The 23,328-nt window shown below is 47.3% G+C and carries 21 protein-coding genes; 8 read left to right on the top strand and 13 right to left on the bottom strand.

Annotated elements, in window-relative coordinates; translation table 11 throughout:
• Positions 1-6: 6 nt before the first annotated feature.
• The gene (locus EKG39_RS18000) at positions 7-720 is read right to left on the bottom strand and encodes a hypothetical protein (RefSeq protein WP_126507367.1); all 714 of its coding nucleotides are present in this window, start codon (positions 718-720) and stop codon (positions 7-9) included.
• Between the two features lie 184 nt (positions 721-904).
• On the opposite strand from EKG39_RS18000, the gene EKG39_RS18005 reads away from it, so the two are divergent.
• Complete coding sequence (locus EKG39_RS18005; RefSeq protein WP_126507368.1) at positions 905-1,423, top strand: DUF2780 domain-containing protein; 519 nt, start codon at positions 905-907, stop codon at positions 1,421-1,423.
• A gap of 126 nt (positions 1,424-1,549) precedes the next feature.
• Positions 1,550-2,002 (top strand): tellurite resistance TerB family protein, encoded by a 453-nt coding sequence (locus tag EKG39_RS18010; protein ID WP_126507369.1) that lies wholly within the window; start codon positions 1,550-1,552, stop codon positions 2,000-2,002.
• A gap of 60 nt (positions 2,003-2,062) precedes the next feature.
• On the opposite strand, the gene EKG39_RS18015 is transcribed toward EKG39_RS18010, so the two are convergent.
• Both EKG39_RS18015 and yjeH read right to left on the bottom strand, forming a co-directional pair.
• Complete coding sequence (locus EKG39_RS18015) at positions 2,063-2,833, bottom strand: class I SAM-dependent methyltransferase (protein WP_246028548.1); 771 nt, start codon at positions 2,831-2,833, stop codon at positions 2,063-2,065.
• A gap of 159 nt (positions 2,834-2,992) precedes the next feature.
• Positions 2,993-4,258 carry an L-methionine/branched-chain amino acid transporter gene (gene yjeH, locus EKG39_RS18020; RefSeq protein ID WP_126507370.1) on the bottom strand — a complete coding sequence of 422 codons (1,266 nt, stop codon included), beginning with the start codon at positions 4,256-4,258 and terminating at the stop codon, positions 2,993-2,995.
• Between the two features lie 181 nt (positions 4,259-4,439).
• Here yjeH and EKG39_RS18025 point away from each other — a divergent pair, with 181 nt between their 5' ends.
• A complete protein-coding gene (locus EKG39_RS18025; protein ID WP_126507448.1) occupies positions 4,440-4,868 on the top strand; it encodes an Lrp/AsnC family transcriptional regulator in 429 nt (142 codons plus the stop codon).
• A 122-nt stretch (positions 4,869-4,990) separates the two neighbouring features.
• Here EKG39_RS18025 and EKG39_RS18030 read toward each other — a convergent pair whose 3' ends face one another.
• From EKG39_RS18030 to EKG39_RS18045, 4 genes are read right to left on the bottom strand one after another with little or no spacing between them, the layout of a single operon-like run.
• A complete protein-coding gene (locus EKG39_RS18030; protein ID WP_126507371.1) occupies positions 4,991-6,694 on the bottom strand; it encodes an aryl-sulfate sulfotransferase in 1,704 nt (567 codons plus the stop codon).
• Between the two features lie 33 nt (positions 6,695-6,727).
• A complete protein-coding gene (locus tag EKG39_RS18035) occupies positions 6,728-7,471 on the bottom strand; it encodes an outer membrane protein OmpK (protein WP_185817649.1) in 744 nt (247 codons plus the stop codon).
• 60 nt (positions 7,472-7,531) lie between these two features.
• Entirely contained in the window at positions 7,532-8,167 is a 636-nt protein-coding gene (locus EKG39_RS18040) for a disulfide bond formation protein B (protein ID WP_126507373.1), read from the bottom strand.
• A gap of 8 nt (positions 8,168-8,175) precedes the next feature.
• Positions 8,176-8,784, bottom strand: coding sequence for a thiol:disulfide interchange protein DsbA/DsbL (locus EKG39_RS18045; protein ID WP_126507374.1), 609 nt, complete (start codon positions 8,782-8,784; stop codon positions 8,176-8,178).
• 258 nt (positions 8,785-9,042) lie between these two features.
• On the opposite strand from EKG39_RS18045, the gene EKG39_RS18050 reads away from it, so the two are divergent.
• A complete protein-coding gene (locus EKG39_RS18050; RefSeq protein ID WP_126507375.1) occupies positions 9,043-9,783 on the top strand; it encodes a TetR/AcrR family transcriptional regulator in 741 nt (246 codons plus the stop codon).
• Positions 9,784-9,821: 38 nt separating this feature from the next.
• On the opposite strand, the gene EKG39_RS18055 is transcribed toward EKG39_RS18050, so the two are convergent.
• The 6 genes from EKG39_RS18055 to EKG39_RS18080 all read right to left on the bottom strand — a co-directional run bounded on the left by EKG39_RS18055 (position 9,822) and on the right by EKG39_RS18080 (position 17,304).
• Positions 9,822-10,298 carry a hypothetical protein gene (locus EKG39_RS18055; RefSeq protein ID WP_126507376.1) on the bottom strand — a complete coding sequence of 159 codons (477 nt, stop codon included), beginning with the start codon at positions 10,296-10,298 and terminating at the stop codon, positions 9,822-9,824.
• A 39-nt stretch (positions 10,299-10,337) separates the two neighbouring features.
• Positions 10,338-10,997, bottom strand: a complete 660-nt coding sequence (locus EKG39_RS18060) for a TorD/DmsD family molecular chaperone (RefSeq protein ID WP_126507377.1) — start codon at positions 10,995-10,997, stop codon at positions 10,338-10,340.
• A gap of 77 nt (positions 10,998-11,074) precedes the next feature.
• Positions 11,075-11,752, bottom strand: a complete 678-nt coding sequence (locus EKG39_RS18065) for a DMSO/selenate family reductase complex B subunit (protein WP_126507378.1) — start codon at positions 11,750-11,752, stop codon at positions 11,075-11,077.
• Between the two features lie 14 nt (positions 11,753-11,766).
• Complete coding sequence (locus tag EKG39_RS18070) at positions 11,767-14,295, bottom strand: DMSO/selenate family reductase complex A subunit (protein ID WP_126507379.1); 2,529 nt, start codon at positions 14,293-14,295, stop codon at positions 11,767-11,769.
• Between the two features lie 34 nt (positions 14,296-14,329).
• The gene (locus EKG39_RS18075; protein WP_126507380.1) at positions 14,330-16,339 is read right to left on the bottom strand and encodes an MtrB/PioB family decaheme-associated outer membrane protein; all 2,010 of its coding nucleotides are present in this window, start codon (positions 16,337-16,339) and stop codon (positions 14,330-14,332) included.
• A gap of 14 nt (positions 16,340-16,353) precedes the next feature.
• The gene (locus EKG39_RS18080; protein WP_126507381.1) at positions 16,354-17,304 is read right to left on the bottom strand and encodes a DmsE family decaheme c-type cytochrome; all 951 of its coding nucleotides are present in this window, start codon (positions 17,302-17,304) and stop codon (positions 16,354-16,356) included.
• A gap of 769 nt (positions 17,305-18,073) precedes the next feature.
• Here EKG39_RS18080 and menD point away from each other — a divergent pair.
• Genes menD through menE form a run of 4 tightly spaced genes read left to right on the top strand, consistent with a single transcriptional unit; the run spans position 18,074 to position 23,117 of the window.
• Positions 18,074-19,783: a 2-succinyl-5-enolpyruvyl-6-hydroxy-3-cyclohexene-1-carboxylic-acid synthase gene (gene menD / locus EKG39_RS18085; RefSeq protein WP_126507382.1), complete on the top strand. Its 1,710-nt coding sequence runs from the start codon at positions 18,074-18,076 to the stop codon at positions 19,781-19,783.
• On the top strand, positions 19,783-20,565 hold the full coding sequence (menH, locus tag EKG39_RS18090) for a 2-succinyl-6-hydroxy-2,4-cyclohexadiene-1-carboxylate synthase (protein ID WP_126507383.1): 783 nt from the start codon (positions 19,783-19,785) through the stop codon (positions 20,563-20,565). Before menD ends, menH begins: the two co-directional genes overlap by 1 nt.
• The gene (gene menC, locus EKG39_RS18095) at positions 20,562-21,617 is read left to right on the top strand and encodes an o-succinylbenzoate synthase (protein ID WP_126507384.1); all 1,056 of its coding nucleotides are present in this window, start codon (positions 20,562-20,564) and stop codon (positions 21,615-21,617) included. Before menH ends, menC begins: the two co-directional genes overlap by 4 nt.
• Positions 21,618-21,626: 9 nt before the next feature.
• On the top strand, positions 21,627-23,117 hold the full coding sequence (gene menE, locus EKG39_RS18100) for an o-succinylbenzoate--CoA ligase (RefSeq protein ID WP_126507385.1): 1,491 nt from the start codon (positions 21,627-21,629) through the stop codon (positions 23,115-23,117).
• Positions 23,118-23,328 lie beyond the last annotated feature (211 nt).

Genomic DNA, 23,328 nt, shown 5'->3' on the forward strand with positions numbered 1-23,328 from the left:
GTAATGTTAAGCCTGTTCTTCCACTTTAGGGCGAGACACCATATATAAGCGGAAAAGCGCAACGTTAACAAAAAGTCCAATGAAGGCAATAAAGACTTCAACAATTAACTGAAGTGGGAAACCTACACTTTGTGCAGCAGAGGAAAGCACACCACCTATCAAAGACAATGGGATATAAAGCATCAATACCAACAAGGTTTTGAACGCAATAGGACCACTGAAATTAAAGCTACCCTTTATCGCTTCCAGTGGAGTCAATCGCTCGACCACCACCATGAAGTTGACATAGGCTAATCTCGCGAAAATATAGATACTAATGACCAGACCCACCAGCCATAACGGTCCGAAGGCAGCAAACAGCATGACAGGAGCTAAGATTGCTAAACCGGAAAATACCCCGGCGAGCAGCAGCGGAGGCACGAAACTCAGACTCGTTTTAAGAACAAGCGCTGTGTTGACTTCATGTCCCTGTGAGCGTATCTCCATAAAGAGTGTTAGCGATGCGATCAACAGAGAGAAAACCAGTAATAGCGCCATCACGGCCGCCATATGCAGTGCACCAAACTGGGGATTTTCCAGATCTGCATTCGCCATCTCCATACCCAACCAAAGTTGAATACCTACCTGAACAAATAAAATAGGAACAGTGAGAGCAGCTAACTGACTAATATGATTGCGAAAGAAGTTATATGCTTCGGTAAATATCGCGGACAATGACATGCGCGTTTCCAATTAATAAATTAAATAAGACAATAAGGCCAATAGAATACCCAAGTTTTATATTGTTTGCACAGAAGAAATGGACAATTGGTGAGCTATCTATCGTAAAAAAGCTGCAATATTTTTGTTAAAAAAGCTAGAATGCTCGCAATATTCGGATTTATTCACCACTGGAAGGCTAACAATGAAACTATCTGCTGTGACTGGCTTACTACTCGGCAGCCTAATGATGAGCTCACCTGCAACGGCAGGTTGGTTTGACGATCTAACCTCGAAGGAAGAGGTGAAACCTCAGGTAACACAGACCCAGAGCAGTGATCTCGTTGGCAGTGTGATGTCGCAACTCGGACTCAATCAGTCTCAGGCTGAGGGAGGCTTGGGCAGCTTGTTTTCTCTGGCTCAGTCGACATTGGGTGGTGATGACTTCGGACCAATAGCCAGTGCCATTCCAAATATGGATAGCCTTCTCTCTGCGGCTCCGGCTATCGATAGTGACTCGGGAATTTCCGGACTTCTCTCTCAAGCCGGTGATCTGGGTGCTTCTTTGCAAGGTGGCGCTCAAATCTATGATGCCTTCGAGAAACTTGGGATCTCAAAGGAGCTGGCGGTGCCTATGATAGATATTGTCAAAGGCTACTTAGATGCCAATGCCGGCAATGGCACCACTGATCTCTTGATAAAAGGGTTAGGTGCGATTCTTTAAGCGTCATATCTGAGTTTACTTTTCGCCCCTTATGCCCATCATATTGTTGAAAAGTGAACTCTTACCCCTTCTACGACTCTAACCCTGTAAGCTTCGATCTTTTGATTATTCACAGGTAACCCATTCATGATTGCGAAATTAAAGAAATTTCTGAGCTCACACTCACAAGCCGTGACACCGGAAGAGCAAGCCCGTCAGCTTAATTTGGCCGCAGTAAGTTTGCTATTAGAAGTGGTATTTGCCGATGAGACATTATCAACGGAGGAAGCCAAACTTCTGCCTACACTGTTAACCTCTGCACTGTCATTGACTCAAGCCGAGGCTGAAGAGTTGATAGAGGAAGCGAAGAAGATACAGGGGAACTCGATTTCACTCTATGAATTCACCCGTGAGATCAATCATCAATGTAGTATTGAACAGAAGCAAAAACTGATCCTGGCCATGTGGAAACTCGCCTACGCCGATGGACAATTATGCCGCTATGAAGATCAGATCATTCGTCGTACATCGGATCTGCTTCACCTGAAGCACAGCGAACTGATCCAGATGCGTAATCAGGCCATTGAGAGCCAGCGTTGATTATTCTCTGCTAAACTAATCGCTTAACCTGTCTCAAGCGAATCTATCCGCCAGACACATTCAGTTTGCCAACGGTTTTATAAACTTCAACATATAGCGACTCGTCTTTCCTCTGATAGCCTTATCGAACACAGAGATGGTAAGCGGGTCTGCTTCATTCTTAAGAAGATCGGCACTATCGTTCAATACAAATCCAGCCTGAGTCATCTTATTGATAACATGCTCAGATGATAATCGATGAAACTCTTGTGCCGTCTCTTTCCCTGCTCCAACAACGGCATCATGGTCGATTATCGCAACGATTCCGCCAGGCTTAAGACTACGAAATAGGTTGGCAACCAATTTATTATCATCAATCTCCGGCCAAGTCTCATCACGGTAATAGATATCATGAAAACCCAGAATATAAAAAATTCTGTCGAAAGAGTCAGCCGCCAACTCCAGATCATTAGCCTCGCTCAACAAGGGAGTGACATTCGGCAATCTAACCGCATAACTGCGCTCATCGAGATCTTCTTTCGCAAAAGGAAGGTAAGCCTGATTATTATGAGCAATAACCTCCCCTTTCCCGCCGACAACATAGGAGAGAAGTTCGGAGTAATACCCGCCCCCCGAGAATAGATCTAACACCCTTTGACCTTGTTCAACCTCAAAAAAAGCCAACACCTCTCTGGGGTGCCTGGTCTCATCTCTTTTGATATCCCTCTCTAATCGGGACTCGGACTGAACCGCAAGACGATATATGTCATAGGTTAAAGCCTGACGAGCCCACGATGCAGAGCTCAAAGAAAACACGAAAAACGAAAATAAAATCCCTTTAATTAACTTCATTAGAGCTCCCTTCAAAATATTAGCTTCAAAAGAGTGACTTTCAAAAGGATAGCCCCAACCATTAGTTCATAGGCGAAGCATTTGTAAGAAATTAATTCGACGTATTAGCAATATGAGTCTAAAACCTGCTGCTCCAGACGAACATGACATGATGAGACGTTAAGTCACAGGTACAACCTCATTACGGGCAAGATGTAATTTTTGCCACCAAAGAAGCGGGGCCAGCAGCATAATCAGAACGGTGGCATATAACATACTCACTCCGAGGGCGGCGCCTAACATAATGCAAAACAGGGATCCCAGGCACACAAGAGGCAAATACCTTTTACTCAGCAGCTTCGCCGCTGCAAACATAGAGGCCAAATAGATCACCACAAACACACCATTAGTCCATTTGATAAGATGCTCAAGCTCCTGACCGGAAACATGGGTCAGCACTATGACGCAAGCCATGGCCAACAGTACTGCGCTAAGTGCTCTTACCGGGACATGATGGGAGTTTAATGAATCGAAATAACGAGGCAAAACTCCTTCCCGGCTAAAGCTCCAGATGAGTCTGGACACACTAGCCGTGTACACATTAACTGTCGCCAGACCGGCTGCAATACCAAGTATACCGATAACCTCAGCTCCATACCCTCCAAAAAGCCTATCGAAAGCGGTCACCATGGCCAACCCCGAACTTAACTCTGATGACGTCAACAAGAGCAGTGCCGTACAGGCAAGATAAACCAGCCCCACCAACACAGTGCCAAGCAACATCGCCGGGATCATATCTTTACCGGGATCCTTAAAATCATTGGCAAGATGTGTCATAGCCTCAACCCCAAGAAAGCTCCAGAAGGCTATCCCTGCCGCAGCCATGACCATTGTCGAGTCTGTTGAGGTCCCGGAGACGAAATCTTCCAGTTTCCCGATATTCATTCCCCCGGCGCCACACATCAGCACAACAACACTCACGATTGCCAAGGTTAAGGCAAACTGCAGCTTGGCGGATATATGAATGCCTTTGAAATTTAACAAAAACAGCAAGCCTAGCAGACCCAATTCAATCCCGACCTGACTCCAGCCTGAAATAGGAATTAGCACATTTACAAATTGGAAGGTCATTAGAATTGCAGCCGGCGCCCCCAATGGCACCACCAATAGAAAAATCAGACCGATAGTTCTCCCAGCAGTTCGTCCAAATGCCTTTTCAACAAAAAAAGCCGGGCCCGCAGCATGGGGAAATGCACTCGCGAGTCGCCCGAACACCAGAGTCACGGGAATAATCGCCAGCGTCAGCAACAGCCAGGCCAGTAAAGCCCCGCTGCCTGCGGTAGCGATTGTCATCTGTGGAAGAATAAAAACACCGGTTCCCAACAAAGTGGTGGCCATCAAACCTGCGCCCTGCCAGCGCCCTATCGTGCCTTTTATATGATTCATTTGTACTACTACTCTGATATTGATAGCCTAAGTATAAATGTTAACAAACATACAAGCTGCCGTTGTTAACCCGCACAAACACATCATAAACCGTCATAATGTCGGTATTAAGCTCATACTCAACCATAATGTCGGGCAACGATATCATCAGCTCGAGAATGAGGAACTCATCTTGGATAAATTGGATAAATTTGATAACGCGATCATCACAGAGCTCAGACAAAATGCTCGCCAAAGCATCTCCCATATCGCCGACGCAGTTAACTTGTCCCGCTCAGCGGTCTCTGAACGGATAAAAAAACTGGAGCACAATGGTGTGATCAGGGGTTATCAAGTACTGCTAAGCGAGTCTCAAAAAGAGGGGGTATCTGCCTACTTCGAGATCCAGCACCAATGTCCCAGATGCGCGGACGTAGTACATGTATTTCAGAGTATCCCCGAGGTTGTGACATGTCGCGGCATCACCGGCGACATGGATCTGCTTGTCTATGTACAGGCGAGCTCGATGAGAAGATTGCACGAGATCCGTGAATATATTGATGCGCAGACAGATATCATCAAGATCAAAACCCACGTAGTCATGAGCGAATGGATAGACAATCAAGGATAGACAATCAGGAATAGAGAGTCAGGGATAGATAGCCAAGGATAGAGAGTCAGGGTGTGAAGCCGTGATATTGAGCCCCAGTGCTGACTGGGGCTCGAATAGTTAACCTTTAATAAAGGTAGCTGCTAGAACATAATATCAGGATCGATGATCAGGGCTCGGTAGCTCGGCTCAGTCTTAGCCATAGAGTTGATTGTCATTTCAACTTTTACCTTACCTTTCTCGGTAACCTCGTTAATAAAGTGCTTACCCGGCTCACCCGTAAACAGACCCGCAGATGCCGAGTACATGAAGAAGGTATCCTTGTCTTCACGCCATTCGATATTTGAAGTGATAGGTGAATACCACTCATATCCACGCTCTTTACCGTATTCGAAGGTTTGCTGAACCGTCATCTTCTCTTCATCGATCTTATACTCCACACCACGACTGTACTTCATCGTTGGCATCGCCGGCTGCTCGAAGTTACGACCATCGCCGTTATCAAACGACACCAAGGTGCCGCGACTGGTCAACCAAGAGGTATGTTGTGTCCATGGGAAATCGAAGTTTGTCTCACACTCACCGGTATTGTTGTTGCACTTAAGTGGCTTGCCTTTAGCATCCACTGGAGTCAGAACCTTGTCAGAGAGTTCTCCCCAGCCTTTATTGGCAGCCAGAATCCACTTAACTTCATGGTCACGACCGACTTTCATTGTTCCCTGATGACGCAGTGACAAAATTATCGAATCATCTTTTTCGTCATAATCGATTGAGTTCACGTGGGCCCAGTTACGTCCGGCAGCAACGCCTGGTAGATCACCAAATGGTGCATCGGGTTCCAGCTTTGCAGTCTCACCGGCATGAGATTCATCGACATTCAAACATACGGCTCCGGCATCCAGGCCTTTAAGCAGATCGTCTCGCATATTGTCGAAAATCTTATTCAGATCCCAGACTTCTACAACCTTACCGTTACGGTCGACTTCGATAATATGGTCGCGTACGGTATCGATCCGTTTGCCATCTTTACGCAGATAATCCTCTTTCGCGACACGCAGCAGATAGTTACCATTCGGCATCTCTTTCATCGCATGACTGAAACCATTGAACCCTCGTGGGATATCACGCTTAAATACTTTACGACCTAAGAGATCGTAGCGGGCATAATAGCTTTCAAATCCCCAATAAAGATCGCCATTATCAGCCTGATGGAAGCCCATGGCGATGCCTGGATCATTCTCTTGATCGTAAACGGCGTCCCAATCCATAAACCAGCGCACTTCACCCTTAGTATCTGTCACAAAAACCACAGGGTAGTTATCCCAGCCTACGGTGTTTTCATCGGCACCTAAGTGGTTAACCATATAGAGACGATCTTTAAACTTCTTATCCACGGTAACCGGCTTGACCTCAGGGAAGGTTCTAACCTGGCCATCGAACAGTAAAGGCTTTAATGGGCCGGTTTTTATCTTATATTTTTCACTAACCTTCTTACCATTTTTCACATATTCGACGCTTACGGTATTCTCAAAGTCAGGATATAAACCAAATACCGGGATACCATTATGGGTCGTGACTCCCTCCTTAGTCACCGGGTAATCGATAGCAACGCCGCCTTTTTTAGGCTCGACGCGCACATGGACGTCGCTGATCTCAAAACCATTGAGATCAATAAGCGCCGTCAAAGGAGCGAAATCATAGGGGTTAACCTTAACTATACCCAACTCACCCTGAGTCTTGACCGAGGTCAGGTATTTATCCGCCCAATCATCACCCGCAAAAGCAGACTGAGCGCCCAGCCCCATTAATTCAATACTTAACGCTGCGACCAAAATAGATTTTTTCATTATCATTCTCCCACTCGATAGCTACCGAGATAATTAAAAGTTGTACTGCAATGAATAGAACACGCCGTCATGAAAACCATCTTTCCCCATATTGTTTTCTGCATAACGGTAGGTAAGGGCTGCGGATATCTGCTCATGAAAATGCCAGCGCAAGATGGCCGAACCATTGAAACCAAAATCTTTTCCGTCACCGGATAGCTTCAAATAGAGGTCGTCCCGACCAAAAAAGTGCTCCTGCCACCAGACAAAGGAAAAGTTCTGCTCACCGATATCGAAATCCTTCATCAGGGTGTAGATAAAATATCCCCCGTTGAATCCCCCCTTGAAGTCGGAGTTGAAGTGCTTATAGTCTGCGGTGACTATATGGCCAGCCAACGCCAGCTGAGCATACAAACCATTATCGAACTGCTTGTCCCAGCTCACACCTAAGGTGGTATTGGTCTCAGACCAGACAGGCTTCTGCTTATTGAATACCTGCCCATACCAATTGAAATCACTGTCTCCCATATTGATCTGACCGATGATATTGATCTCTGAGCCCATAGCCTCTGAGTCTTCGATATCTTCCAGCTTTACGTGAGCATACAAGTCGCCAAATGCACTTCCAGTTGCTCCCTTCATCTGTATAAAGCTGTTCTCGCTCTTCCCTTCACCGAAATAATCTTCAGCTTGCTGGCTCCAATCCATCACTCCCGCTTCAACAGCGAGCATTCCAGCCTGTGAGGCGGGCGCAGCCGCAAGCAAACTCAGCGCTATCACATTACGCAAGTACTTCATCATCATTACCTTGAGGTTATTTTTATAAATGAACCCGGTGCTTCTGCACCAGGGTTGAGGTTAGTGAGCCTTAACGATTGACTGCCCTTGAGTGAGTCTGGAGATCCAGCCAAATGTCACAGCACTGAGTGCGATACCAAAGACCGAGTAGGCGATGATGCAGTATTGCGCCATATTGAGTCCCAGTAAGCTCCAATCATCTTCGCCACAGATACCCGATGGCTGGAATTCATAGGGGAACCACTCATGCAGGGGCAGTCCCAGAGGGAATGTTGGCTCGGTTGAGCAAGCTCCACCGCCACCGCCGGCGGCAAAGAGATCTCCTCCGCCCGCCATCACATCATCCATCGCATGTGATGCATCGTGCAGCATAGACAGGTCAATCGACCACATCATGCCTTGCACGACGCCATACCAGGCTAATATCAGGCCCAGTACTTTCAGCAGGATATGGTTAGGGTTTATGGCTATGATCAGACCGGCAAAGAGAATACAGAACTGGCTGAATCTAATGTAGACACAGATCTCGCATGGGTCCATCTCGAGGAACCACTGGAAGTATCCCATCGCCGAGCCGATGAGAAATGCGGCTGCGCCACTCATCAGAAACCATACCCAACGTTGCTCTTGCCATTGCTGTAGCGTGTTTACAGGTGCAGTTTTAAGGTCCTGCCAACCTTGTGAAATCGTATTCATAACAGGACCTATTTTTCTAACAGTTCAGCAGTCAACTCATCGAGCATTGTCATGCTGGTGATGGTTTTTGTGTTGATTAAATACTTACCATTAACCACGATAGCCGGAATGCCTCTCACCTTAGCCACGGCCACTCCCTGATCCCATGTCGTCAGTAACGCTTTCACCTCTGATGTATCTTTGTGGGCAGAGAAAGTCACACTATCGATCTTTGCGGCTTTCAAACCAAAGGAGATCGCATCTTCGGCAGAGCTGAACTTTTTCTTATCGTCATGAATATGTTTGTAATAAGCCATCTTGGCCGTTTTATACTGCTTATCACCCAATACCTTAGCTACGGCTATAACCATCGCCTTCTCTTTGCCGAAAGGAGGCTTAGTGGTGATGTGATAGGAATCGAAGCTCACGCCATCCGGCAGGTTTTTAACAAAACCCGGTATAACCGCTTTTTCATATTTGTAACAAAACGGGCAGTTAACCGAGTAAATTTTGGTCACTTGATTGGGTGCATTGAAGGCCGCCTCACCCAAGTCAACATAATGGTCCCCTTGGGTGAAACTGGCCGCCGAAGCGCCAAACGAAAGCAGGATAGCCGCTGTAGAAAGAAGTTTTATCATTTTAATCCCCTTGAAAGTAATAGCCCTAAATCGCTATTTCAGAACGTGAGGAAATTGTATGGCTTGAGAGGTTTTATTAATGTGATTATTCGAAGTTAAAATATGGGGAATCTTTTCACCAATGTTAAATTAAATGTGACTTGGATCCATTTGAACTACAATTTACACCGAACCATTACGAGTATGAGTAACAGTTCACGAAATAAGATGTCCATATAACCTATAGTGAAAATACAATGACATTTGCTGACCAAATCAATGGCCAACAGAACAAGTTTAAAAAGACAACGAATTTCGGCAATATTAGATTCTGCGGAAAAAGCCATTATTGAAAATGGACTTTTCTCTCTGAGTTTACTGGAACTCGCCAGGCAGTCAGGTTGCTCGGTAAACACTCTCTATAACTATTTTTCCAATAGGGAAGATATTGCCGTGAGTCTATTTAACCGCTACATTGGAAAGTGGGGAGTTCAGGCCAGCCGGGAGATAAGTCAACATAGATACAGCTTCGCCGAACGCTTTATCGCGATGCAGATGATCTGGGTATACCGTCAACACAGGGATATCGATGAAGGTGGGGTACAGTTCCTGGCCGCAATTCCCTGCGTATGGAAGCATGCATCCCACCAGAGGATCTCGACAACCAGACAGCTGTTGGATACCTGGTTTACTCTGAACAGAGAATTTTTAATGATGGCAAGGGAACAGGGAGAGTTAACGGCATCAGATGCTCAGATTGATGAGTGCTTACTTATGGTATCAATCACGGAAAGAGGGTTTTCTTTATTAGCTAATAATTATCTATTTCGTGAAAATATAATTAACATGTCACTTAGAAAAATATTTGACTCGATGAATGAAGAGTTAAATCAGTTAGAGTGGAAAACAACTGTTAGCGATGAAAGCTTTAATCGTGTATTAGAATTAGTAACATGTGTAAATGAGCAACTCTCCGATCACCATATTGACAACCTTATATATGATATCGAAGATAAATAATATGAAGCAAGAATATGCCTTCTATTTGAACAGATAATTCAACGTCCCATATTATTCTGTTGCCCCCGCCTTTGCAGATATAAACCGTCCAGTTGTGACGATGCCATAAGCACCTGCTTTAGTTTATTTCTAAGCTCAAGATGCTGCTCTGATTGAGAGCCGTCGGCTTGTTCAGATACAAATTCAGCTTCGAGTTTCACCGCATAATATTGCGTTAACCGCAGAATAAGATGCTCGGCCTGATTTAAAGAGCCATGCTGAACCTCTTTGATAAACAACAGGTGAAAGCCATCGAATAACACGGAAAACACCAATTCGGTGTCGAGAGACGTCACAAAAAAACGCTCGTCATTTTCCCGATAGCTCAATGCGGCAATAAGATTAACCACGGTAGTCATGTTAGTGGCACCGGTGAACAGCTCGCACACTTCGGCACTCTGACTTAAATAGCCCTGCAGCAAGTAAGCAAACTCAGATTTTGTATGCTGCTGGCCTACAGCTTTAATCACACTCATCTCAACCTCATTAGCTTCTATAAATTTCTATATCAATAACTATCGATACAAACGAACCGGCATGGGGATCACCTGAAACACTTCAGCTAATACCTTTTGAAAATCCAGCGCCAGATGGGCAATGCCTGAATAGAAATCGGTTTGTGAATGTTCAATGGCCAACTCGAGGCAGCGATGTGACCATGGCAACATATGATGCTGCAGTAGCACACTCAAGGTTCGTCGTACGGACTCATCATCGGGATTATCGACTAACAGGCCCAGAAGCCTATCTATCACGGAAAAAAACAGGGCGATATGGTCCTGTGGTTGATTGTACTCCAGCTCAAATTCGATCCCTTGCTGCTTATAGAAGGCTATCAATTCAAGTGTCGATCTGTCGTTGAGTAATTGCGCCTCTCCCAGGTATACCGAGCCCCAAGGCATGGCGTTGGGCTCTTCGGGTCCGAAAAAAAGCTGACCGTAATCGAGTTTCAACTCATCGAGCTGCTCACCCGAGTACTGAGACAGATATCGACTCAGTGCAACTTTTCCCGTTTGATTCTCTTGTGATTGACCGAACTCTGGCCAGGTCTCTACGACGTCATATTGCTTAAAGTTACTCAAAAGTTCATCTGTCGGATAACTGAGTAAAACGTTATGCAGAATACGTGCGATTCCTTGACCAGCTTGAAAATCGAATGTGTTGATTGATGGCATAATAGACTCAATATAAAAATTAAAGGCGCCCTTACAGGCGCCTGAAACGGTTCAATTATATTAGAACCGCTATGAAATTAAACTTCCGATAAGTTTAAGATCTGTCCTTCACTACTACCTGCCGGGCTACCGTTGACGTTAGCCTTGATGATCAGGTTAGGAGAGGTAATTGAAGGTGATGGCAGCGGAGCAATATGACCGTCTCCATCGCCATATTTGGCGCGTAGGTTATCCATAGTATCGAAGTCTAGTGCACGTAGCGGGCAAGACTCGACACATACAGGCTTACGACCTTCGGCGATTCGCTCGAAGCAGCCATCACACTTAGTCATCACTTTACGTTCGCGATCAATTTGCGGCGCATCATATGGACATGCTCGAGCACAGCTCTCACAACCGATACACAGCTCTTGAGCCACGTGAACCAGACCATCTTCACGACGTTTATGCATCGCGCCGGTAGGGCAAGCTTTCACACATACCGGTTCAGAGCAGTGGTTACAACCGATAGACATGTAATAAGCAAATACATTTTGCTCAAAACAGCCATTGTTACCTTTGGTCCACTCTCCGCCACCGTACTCATACACACGACGCCAGGTTACGCCCTCGAGTGCAGGTAAGGCATTGCCTTCCGGATTGCTGTTATTACGAATTTCGTTGCTTTGACGGTCCTTGCAAGACACGTGACATGCTTTACAGCCACTACACTTAGTGCTGTCTACATAAAAACCATATTGAGTTGGTTGAGTCATAATTAACTAGTCTCTTAAATCTTTTTAATTGCAACACGGTTAGTGTGCTGTGGGTTGCCTTTAGCGACAGGGCTTGGCTGATAGCGGGTTAGCGTGTTGATCGCGCCACCTTCATCTATGATGTGACCCGTGCTGCCAACAGTGTTACCTGGCTTAAACCATGCTCCCTGACCTAACGCAAACACACCTGGCGCAACACGCGGAGTGATGCGCACCTTAACAGCAATAGAACCACGCTCGTTATACATCTCAATCTTATCGCCAGAGCTCAGACCGTTCTCTGCAGCATCCATTGGGTTCACCCAAACGGCATCTTCTACCGCTTCACGTAACCAAGGCACGTTGTGGTAGCTTGAGTGAGTACGGCCCTTAGTGTGGTAACCCGCTAACTGAATCGGGTAATCGGTGCTGGTATCTTCATCTTCATAGCCATCCCAGGTCACTGTGTACTGAGGAATAGCTGTGATGGTGTCACCCTTAACCTTGGTTGGGTTTGCGTCACTGTTTTCTTGATCCCAGTTCGCGGCGCGCCATGCAAGCTCGGCAGAGTAGATCTCAATCTTGCCACTTGGGGTCGACAGTGCTTTACCACCATTGATGTAGCTTTCAAGGGCAACATGCTTGTCGTTCATGTTTTTACGGAAGAAACCGACCTTCTGAGCGTCTTTGTAAGTCGCCGGGAAGGCAGGTACGACGCCCAGGTTAGTGCTGCTGTCTTTCGTCTTCTGGTATAACTCTTCTAGCCACTGCTCTTCAGTTTTACCTTCGGTAAATTCGGCTTCACAACCCATGTACTTAGCAATCAGTGCTGCCGCTTCATACATTGACTTACAGTCCCACATAGGCTCGATCGCCGACTTCATCGCGGTGATGTAACCCAGTGCACCAGAGGCATAGCTGTCGTTAACCAGGTCGTTTGATTCTAACCAGCTGGTATCAGGCAAGATGATGTCGGCAAATTTAGCACCTGGCGTCATCCAGCAATCACAGCTGACAATCAGCTCAACACCGGTTTCATCTTCTAAGATTTTAGCCGTGTTGTTGATCTCGGCGTGTTGGTTCAACAGCGAGCTGTCTGACGCAGAGATAATAACCTTAATATTGGTGCCCAGTGGCGTGTCTAAACCGTCTGTACCGCGAACGCCGTGGCTGCGTGCAGTCATGGTTTCGCCGTTATGGATCGCTTCAGACCAGGTAAAGAATGAGATGCTCTCTTTAACCGGATTGCTACCCGTTGGAATACCTGCGCGGTACATGCCGCTCATGTATGGCAATTCACCATTCGATGAACCTAAGGTGCCCAACTTGCCCGTTAATACAGACAGCATGTATAGCGCGCGCATGCTTTGCTCGCCATTGGCCTGACGGTTCACTCCAGCGCCAACAACTATGTAAGGGGCTTTAGCGTTTTGTAGGTCGGTGGCAATCTGCTCAAGCTGCGCAGCCGGAATACCGGTAATTTTTTCGGCCCATTCCGGTGTCTTCAGCGGCTGATCGGCGTAGATGCCCTGACTTAAGATGTAATCGCGGTAGTTTTCTTCCGGCTTCATCACCTTAGCGTATTCTTGCTTGGTGGCATCGCCGCTAGTAGCAAAAAGCTCTTTTTGCGCAGTGATAGACGCAGCGTCGAAGCCCACTGCATACTTGTTGATAAAGCTGAGTGAGTTCTGGTCGACCCAACCTGAACTAATCATTTGATAAGCAATCGCTTCAGCAAATGCCGCGTCGGTACCCGGACGGATAGGTAACCACTTCGACTCTTTACCTAACATAGAGTCAGTGTAACGAGGGTCAATCATGACAACTTTCAGGCCGTTACTTTTTTGCAGTGCTTTGAGGTAGTCATAACCTTCACCACTGCCGCTTTGGCGGATCTCGCTTGGGTTATAAGCCACACCTAACAGGAAGTCGCTGTTTGCCAGAGTCACCGTCGATGAACCTGAAGTACTTCCGGTACCGAAGGTATGCTTAGCCGCCTCCATCTGCTGCGCCCAGGAGTAGTTACCATAGGCATTCAGGCAGCCACCGTTCAAGTTAAACAGACGGTTAAAACAGGCATTAGAAGCGAAGCCATAGTAAGCCCCCGAGCCATAGCTACGGAAGATCGCTTTGTTGCCGTGCTCGGCAATCACTGACGTTAACTTAGTACCGATAGTTTTTGCTGCTTCGTCCCAGCTGATAGGGACAAACTTACCTTCACCACGCTTACCAACACGTTTCATCGGTGTTTTTAAACGGTCAACGGCATAGGTTCGTTGACGCAGTGAGCGGCCACGGGCACAGGCTCGCACCTGATAAACATCATCACCATCGGCAACGTCATGATCGGTTTCAACGCGAGTAATGACACCATCACGGCTAAATACTTTGACCGGGCAGTTAGAGCCACAGTTAACCAGGCAGGATGACCAGGTGATCTGCTCTTCACCTACAGGCGGCTTTGGCGGCACAACATTGGCATCATCTGAACTGGTTTTACAACCTGTTACGCTTGCTGCACAACCCATGGCTGCACTCATTTTTAAGAAACTTCTACGTTCCATTAATATTTCCTCTTGCGATTTTCCGCACTGCGCCTTAGCGCAACAAATAGCTAAACGACAGCATCACTTGGTGCGCGTTATAGTCATGGTTAAGCTCACCTAACGTGGTTAGCCCCGGCACAGCATTCGTCGCGACTTGAGCCGCATCTGTGTCGTAATATCGTTCATATTGATAACTCAGCTTCAATGCCATCTGTTTGCTCAAGGCATAATCGGCATACATACGCACGCTGTGGTTATAGGAGAAGTAATCACCGTATGGCTGGCTGGAATCGGCCGTGATCAGTGTGCCCCCGACCGAGGTGTCACTGATTGAATTACTGAACAGGTAATCACCACCTAAGGTGAGTTTGTCCTGCATCAAGCCGCCGTAGCTAAAACCGGCACCGATATTGATAAACTCATCTTCAATATCCGCATTCCAGTCCGGGCTCGAAAAACTCTGGCTACCAGCTTGTGCCGAGTTGATCCACTGCTGACCGGCAAAGCCGTAAGCCGACAAGTGCTTACTCAGCTGCAGACTCAGATTGACGTCATAGCCAAAGTCTTCCGATTCAGTCAGACCTATCTCGGTGGCATCATAATCATCTTTGGCATAACGTCCGGTAACATCGATGCTCATCCAGGACAGGGGCGTGTGATTCACCTTAAGCTCAACGGCATTACGTTTACGATCCGCAAGATAGTACTTGCGCATCAAGGCATTCTCTTGTGAAGAGGTGAGCTCGTTAACTTCATAATCTGAGCCACCGCGATTGCCATGGCTGGCTTTCAGGTTGACATTGAACTTATCGAAGGCGCTCACATTAAGCTTGGCCCACAGGCTATCTTCATTGGTCTGCTCGCGCTCGCTATAGCTGCGTTCAACCTCTTTTCTGTCATACCCGGCTTGCAGACGGTAACCACTGGCAATGCGATAGCTGGCATTGACCTTATAGGTGTTACGCTCGATATCCTGAGGCACATTTTGCTTGAATAAGCCGCTTAAGCCGTTGTAACTGTACTGGGTAAACTCCCACACAGAGCTCTTGTTATCGCGTTTGCTGTAATCGACGCTACCACCTAAACGCAGGCGATTGCTCAACATGGAGGTCACCGCAAAACGCCCATCTAAGGTATCTATCTGCCCATCCCAGCTTTGGAGCGGATTACCACTCATCTGGATAAGCGCATCATCCTGAATCATTCGTCCCGTCACCAAACGCCCGCTCATCACTGTGCGATTAAGTTGGTACTGACCCGAGAGTGACACCTGATGAGCCTCATTATCCGGCGTTGCAGAATAGACATCATTCATGTGAGGCAGGCTCAAATCTTTGATGTTATTGCTGTAATAACTACCGAAATAGCTCAACTCAGTTAACCAGTTATCACCGGCTAAAGATGCTCCGGCATCGAGCTGCTTAGTGGTGGCATCGACGGGCAAGCCAAAGTTAGTTGGACTCGGGGCTACCAGACTGCTCGATTGATGACCCGTTTTATCTTCCTGGCTATAGCGGATGAAGGTGTTATAACCCCCCTCGCCATAATTGAAGCCTATCGCCGACTTCTCTCGCTTTAGCGCCAGATCAAACTCATTGGTATAAGGGCTAGGTGTTAACATCCCATCGTTATGCCAAAGCTGACTCTGCACATCGCCCGCTTGATAACTCTTAAGCGATTGATAATCCAACTCCAATTCATATAAGCCAGATTTACCTACCTTGATATTGGCAAAGCCGTTGTCCATACCTAACTGATGAGCTTGAATTTGAGCCTGATACCCGGTCTCATTCTGATAGTTGATATCACCACTTACGGCAGCGATTGCACCATCTTCAGCGGTTCCCAGCGCATTACCGGCATGGATATCATCCACCGAGTTGTAACCCGCAGAGACCGAGACCTCACCGCGATAGCCATTGGTTGAGACACAGCGTTTACACTGGTACTTATCCATATTGATCGAATCAGTATTGGCGTTACCAACACCGAAGTTTGTCGCCATCGCCGAGCCTGAGACGGCCAGGAGCGATACTGTGATGATATTGAGTTTAAATCTCATAATATTGCTCCCTATTAGCGCTGCAGCAAGCTGCCTGACGGATGGTTAGAACCATGGATCTTGCTGTGACAGTTCAAGCAACTCTTACCGCCGCCGAAAGCATCCATTCCCGGTTCCTGCACCACTCGGCTGGCATGACCATCGGGGGCATGACACTGCTGACAGAGTTGAGGCGCTCGGCTCTTCAACATGCCTTCATTGACGCTGCCGTGAGGGTTATGACAGGTGACACAGTTCTCAGTCACCGGTGCGTGTTCCCACAAAACCGGGCCACGTTTTTCACTGTGACATGAATAGCAGGTATCATTAATCGTCGGCTTATTCAGGGCACTTTCACTCATAGAGCCATGAGGAGAGTGGCAGTCGATACAGGTCATCTGATCCCATTTCAGAGGGTGAGATGAGCGTTTATTCATATCGGCTTTCTCTTTGGTATGACACGAGCTACAGGTGTCATTGACACTGAGCTTATCCAGAGCGGGGTCTTTGGCGCTGTGCAGCGTATGACAGTCGGAGCAGGCCACCTCTTCAAGGTTATGGGTACTGCTGTGCCACGCCATCTGTTTTGCATCGTTATGACAGCCCTGACAAACACTGTTTTGCGCGGAGGCCGACAGTTTGCTGTCTTTACCGAAGGCGATCATCGGCTCCTTTCCGCCCCTGTTATGCTTTCCTTGAGGACCATGACAGGCTTCACATTGTAGTCCAGCCATTGGCGACTGCTTATTGTTCATCATGCCGTGAGTACCATCGAAAATCGCCATTACGGCTTCATTTTTTCGGTGACACATCAAGCAAGAATCGGCGCCTTTCGAAGAATATTCACCAGCCGAGAACTTTTCAGCTAATTTTTGTTCAAGTTGTTCACCGGTGAGATTTTGCCAGGGAGTGGCATGTGCACTTAGGGATAAACACAAGACTGTGACTAACCCACAAAATAATTTGTAGAAAACGCGAAAAATCATTAACTCGACCTTACATAAATAACAAACCAAGTTATTAACCGGAATAGAACAATTAATAACATTCAGCTCAGATATAAATATTTTAAGGTAATTAAATATAAAATTTCATTTGTTAAAAACAATTAAACAAAACTGAGATGCAATTAATAAATATAATAAACCTGTGATATAGCACCGCCACCAACGATAATGAATATCATTACCGCTGACAACATAAATAAGACTAAGCCACTGAAAAATCACAGAATGTATAAATTCAATACGTTACAATGGTTACCGTATGTTAAAGCCTGCACCGGGGCTTGTTAATCGTAGGTTTGAGCCTGAAATACGCCGAATATGATTGAGTTCAAAATAATGAGATGTTGTTGTAACGCTTAAAAAATAGCATCAAGCAGGGAGCCTAAATCAGAGTCGTAGAAAATTTAATTATGTGCCCCTCCCCTCCAAGCGATATATACAACGTGATCTATAACTCATGCTGCATAATAAAAAACTACTTAAGAAATTTATTTAGCAAGAGCGAAGTGTAATAAAAACTTATTTATTCTTTACGACACTTATATTAACCACCTCAATCTTAGCCCTCATTAGAACAAATAAAGGCGCATTTTAAATGTGGGTTAAAACCGTATTTTTAATAACTAGATATAAAAACAGAATCATATAATTTCGCTCCGTAGACGCTTATCAAGCTTATCCCGTTAAAAAATACTCCTTTAAAGTGAATCGAGGTACACTATCTGTATCAGTCAACGGGTACTTATCCATGCAAATCGACAAGACAGCAGAGCTAAATCTATTATGGGGCACTCTAATACTCGAGGAGCTCGCACGCCTTGGGATTCAACATGTGTGTATGGCACCGGGCTCGCGCTCGACTCCCTTAACACTCGCCGCCGCAAAGCAATCAAAGCTTAAACAACATCTGCATTTCGATGAACGCGGACTTGGGTTTATGGCACTCGGTCTGGCAAAAGCGAGCCAGGCTCCGGTAGCCATTATCACGACCTCCGGGACCGCAGTCGCAAACCTCTACCCGGCAATAATCGAAGCCTGGTTAACACAAGTTCCTTTGATAGTCCTATCCGGAGACAGACCCCCGGAATTGATCGACTGCGGTGCCAATCAAGCCATCATACAGCCGGCTATCTTTGCCCAATATGCCAAGCAGGTTAATCTGCCGACACCGGATATCTCTATCCGGCCAGAGGCTCTGCTTACCACGTTAGATGAAGCAATCAGCAATCAAAGCCAACCTGTTCATATTAATTGTATGTATCGGGAGCCACTATATCCATCGACCATGAGTGCCGACTTTACTCAGTACCTGAGTACGCTGGGTAATTGGCAACATACGGCGTACCCTTTTAATCAATACGGTAAAACGTCACAGCATAGCCTGCCAACCCAAGATGCACTGGCCCGCTTCGTTCATGGAAAAGGTGTCATCATTGCCGGCACGCTTTCACCCGAAGAGTCGCCGGAATCCCTTGTCGAACTGTCACAGAAATTAGGCTGGCCACTCCTCACCGATGCTCAGTCTCAGCTCAGGCAGCATTCCGGTGTCATTGGTAACGTGGATCAACTCCTGCACCAACCCAAAGCCAGGGCCCTGTTGGCACAGGCTGAATCTGTTCTGGTATTTGGCGGACGCTTGCTCTCAAAACGCCTCATCAGTTTCTTAAGTGAGCAGAAATGGAAGCGTTATTGGCAGGTATTACCCCAGCAGATGAGATTAGATCCAAGCCATAGTGCCAAGCAGGTATGGCATTCCAGTGTGGCGGCCTTCGCTTCACAAGCCTGGCCTCGCTCATCGGATGCCAACTGGGCGCTGCAACTCGTCCAGTTTAATGACGGGCTTGAAACGCTGTTTCAACAGCAGATCGACAACGCCGAGTTTGGTGAGGCTATGGTCGTTCGTGCAATAGCTAAGGCTCAAAACCGCCAAAGCCAACTCTTTATCGGTAATAGCCTACCGGTACGTTTATATGACATGTTTGCTCCGATCACCCCCGACTCCCCCCGCACTTATACCAATCGCGGCGCATCGGGTATCGACGGCCTGCTCGCCACCGCTTGTGGTGTCGCTCAGCATAAAGGGAAAGCCACCACCTTACTCATTGGTGATATATCCCAGTTACACGATCTGAATTCACTGGCCATAGCGCGGACGATTGAAAGCCCTTTTGTCATCGTCATTTTAAATAATGATGGCGGCAATATCTTTAACTTGCTTCCAGTCCCCGATGAGAAACTCAGGAGTGATTATTACCGTCTGGCCCATGGGTTGGAATTTGGCTATGGCGCGGCTATGTTCGGCCTGGCCTACAATCGGGTCGATGACTTCGAGAGTTTCAATGAAGCCTACCGAGAGGCCATAGACTACCAGGGCCCTTCGGTGATTGAAGTATCGGTCGCTCAAGATCAAGCGAGTGAGCAGATAGCTCGCATCGCCACCTGGGTAAAACAAGGCTGATGTTAGCCCACTCTTGTCATGGAGATAGCCGTAAACCCGTCTTAGTGATGCTGCACGGTTTTCTTGGGAGTAAGAATGATTGGGACACACTTATCCCCGATCTACTGCCGCATTTCTACTGTATCTGTATCGATCTACCCGGCCATGGGCAGAGCCCTGCACTGGCACCGGGGCTGTCCGGATTTGAACGGGTAGCAAGTGCGATTCAGACTACGCTCAGCAGCTTATCCATAGAGAGATACCACCTGTTAGGCTACTCGTTAGGCGGACGTATCGCGCTTCATCTGGCACAGGCTTACCCTGATAATCTGCTCAGCCTTAGCCTGGAGTCATCTCACCCTGGTCTGCAGTCTGCAGCGGAGAGGGAGAACAGGGCCCACAGCGATCACGCCTGGAGTGAGAAACTCTCCTCTTTATCTATCGAGTCTTTTCTATCACAGTGGTACCTGCAGGGGGTATTTGCCGAACTGACGGAATCTAAGCGACAGGCCTTGATCCTAAAACGCAGCAACAACAACTCAGAAGCCCTGCTCACTGTTTTTGAGCCTACATCGCTCTCTAAGCAGGAAGATCTATGGCTGCTACCTAGCCAACTGCAACTGCCCTGCCATTATTTCGTTGGTAAGGATGACAGTAAATTTTCGGCATTAGCATCACGGTGGGCGAGTCTGACAAATATCCGGGTCCATACGATTGCCGGAGCAGGTCATAATGCACATCTGGCATCTCCTGCACTCTTTTGTCGGCAGCTTATTAAACACTTAATCGAGGATGTTCAATGATCATCTCAGCGCTTCACCTTTATCAATATCAGATCCCTTTAGACAAGCTACTGCCTGTCGGTAGTCAACGCATCGATGTCCGCAGAGGCTTAGTATTAAAAGTTGAAGCCATAGATGAGACAGGAGCGGCGCTCACCGAGCAAGCTGAGATAGCACCACTGTCCGGGCTGGATATCGATGGCTACCCGGTGCACGGTTTCAGCAAGGAGAGTCTGGCTCAGGTAAGCGATGAACTTGAAAGCCTGTTAGAGCAGTTAGTTCAAAAACCAATAGATAGCTTATTGGATATCGCTGACATTGAAGCCCTCCCCTCCCTGGCCTTCGGTCTGAGTCTTATACACGCCAAGCTATCGGGGCGACTGGACGGACACGCGCTATCGCTTAATTCAGACCGGAGGACTATCCCTCTGCTCTATCGGAACTGTGATGAGTCGATAAACGTATTACATCAACGCGTCAGTGACATACCTGAGCAGATGCATGCCGCTAAGGTCAAAGTAGCTCAAACCTCACTGGAAGAGGAGGTTCAACTCATTCATCAGATACTGGCTATCAGGCCAGATCTAAAACTCAGGTTAGACGCAAACCGAGGCTTCACCCTGGAGCAAGCCATAGACTTTGCAGCTTGCTTACCCCTTGCCTCTATAGAATACATCGAGGAGCCATGCCAAAGACCGGCTGACAACGCCGCTTTCTATCAGGCTATAGGCATGCCCTGGGCGTTAGATGAGAGCCTTAATGACCCTGGATTTCAATTTACCATGCAGCCTGGACTCACAGCCCTGGTTGTAAAGCCTATGCTAGTAGGCAGTCTGGAGAAGTTACAAAAACTTCAAGCCGAAGCTGAGCATTCGGGTGTCAGGTTTATCTTAAGCTCCAGCCTGGAAGCCAGTCTGGGCATAGAGGCTCTCGCACGTTTAAGCCAGATAATGACTCCCGATGAGATCCCGGGACTCGATACCCTCACAGCCTTTAGTTCCGATCTTCTCGTCTGCTCCGGAAAGTCTCGTTGTCAATCCTGGAATGATCTCACCTTAATCAAAAGCTGTTAGGAGCAGGCCTTGAACGCGTTACTATCTCCGCTTCATCAGAGCGCCAGGCAACACCCCAAGCGAATAGCACTGACCTATTATCAGGATGGGGTTAATCAACAAATCGACTACTCGACATTGAGTCAGAGAGTCATTGCGCTCGGTGAGCAGTTAATCGCAAAGGGGCTCAAAAAAGGCGACCGCCTTGCCTGTATCGATAACAACTCCGTCGAGTTAGTCATGCTTTACTGGGCCTGTATCAATCATCAGCTCCTATTTTGCCCTCTCTCACCCCGCTTTCCGGCAAATCAGGTTTTGGCGCTCATTGAGTTACACCAGCTAAACTTTTTATGGACGGGGAAAGGCTTCAGCCAATTACTATCTGAGATTTCAGTATCGGGCGAGACATCCGGCGCAAATACTGTCATCCCAAGGGCTCTGACACTGAATTTCTCGTTAATTGCAGATAAAACCCCGACTCCTATCGATCATTATGCTCCCGCCAATATCATTTTAACCTCGGGAAGTAGTGGCCAACCTAAGGCCGCCGTTCACAGCCTGAATAACCATAGGGTCAGCGCCGAGGGGTCAAGGAGCTTGATAGCACTCGAGCCCGGTGATGTCTGGCTATTGTCACTGCCGCTTTTTCATATCGGCGGACTCGCCATCATCAATCGCTGCGCCTTCGTTGGGGCCACAGTGGCGCTGCAAGACCGGGATATAGGCCTCTCTGTACTGATATCACAGGATAAGATCACTCACCTGTCACTGGTCTCCACTCAACTGGTACGCTTACTAAAGGAAGATATTGACTGCCTCAAAGGGGTAAAGTCTCTTCTTCTCGGCGGCGGAGCTATATCATCGACGCTTCTCAGCCAATTGCACGACCTCTCGATTAACTGTTTTACCAGTTATGGTATGACCGAGATGGCTTCTCAAGTCACCACAGGGCCTGCGAACAGCGATGGCAGCAGTGGTCGGCTATTGCCGGCAAGAGAGCTGAAAATCATCGATGAAAAGATCTATGTGAAAGGAGAGACTCTCTTCCTCGGCTATCTCGATTCACAATCGAACGGCCATAATCAGGACTGTAAACTAGTACGCCCGACGGATGACGAAGGTTGGTTCTTTACCAAGGACAGAGGATATTGGGATGATGAGGGCAAGCTTCATATTCTGGGGCGTATCGATAATATGTTTATCTGCGGCGGAGAAAACCTGCAACCCGAAGAGGTAGAGGCCGCACTCAAACAACATCCGGCTATCGAAGATGCTATCGTATTTGCCCAACCCGATGAAGAGTTTGGCAACCTTCCGGCAGCCATAATAAAAGTCAGCGACTCCGAAAGCGCGCTGTCATCGTCTGATGAGTTAACTCAATTCCTCGCCGACAAGATAGCCAGATTTAAACGGCCCAGAATCTATTACCCCTGGCCAGAAATTGAATCGACCAGCTTAAAGGTATCGAGAAAGCGGGTTATTGAGGAAGTTTTAAAGAAGACGATGGTCCAGGAAAGCTAAGATGATTCTAACGGCTAAGATGACGGCCTGCGGCCTTTCGCTTCGCGGACGGCTACGCCTATTTGACGGGCTTCGCCCTATGTAGGAGGGGCTTTAGCCCCGAAGCCCTTCTCACCTAATTGGCCCAGCCTACCAGCGAAGCATCATCTTAACCTTAAGCACAAACCCCCTCCATCGCTCTGACCGCAAGGGACTGTGGAAATGTGCAACA

This window comes from Shewanella atlantica (assembly GCF_003966265.1).
GTDB lineage: Bacteria > Pseudomonadota > Gammaproteobacteria > Enterobacterales > Shewanellaceae > Shewanella > Shewanella atlantica.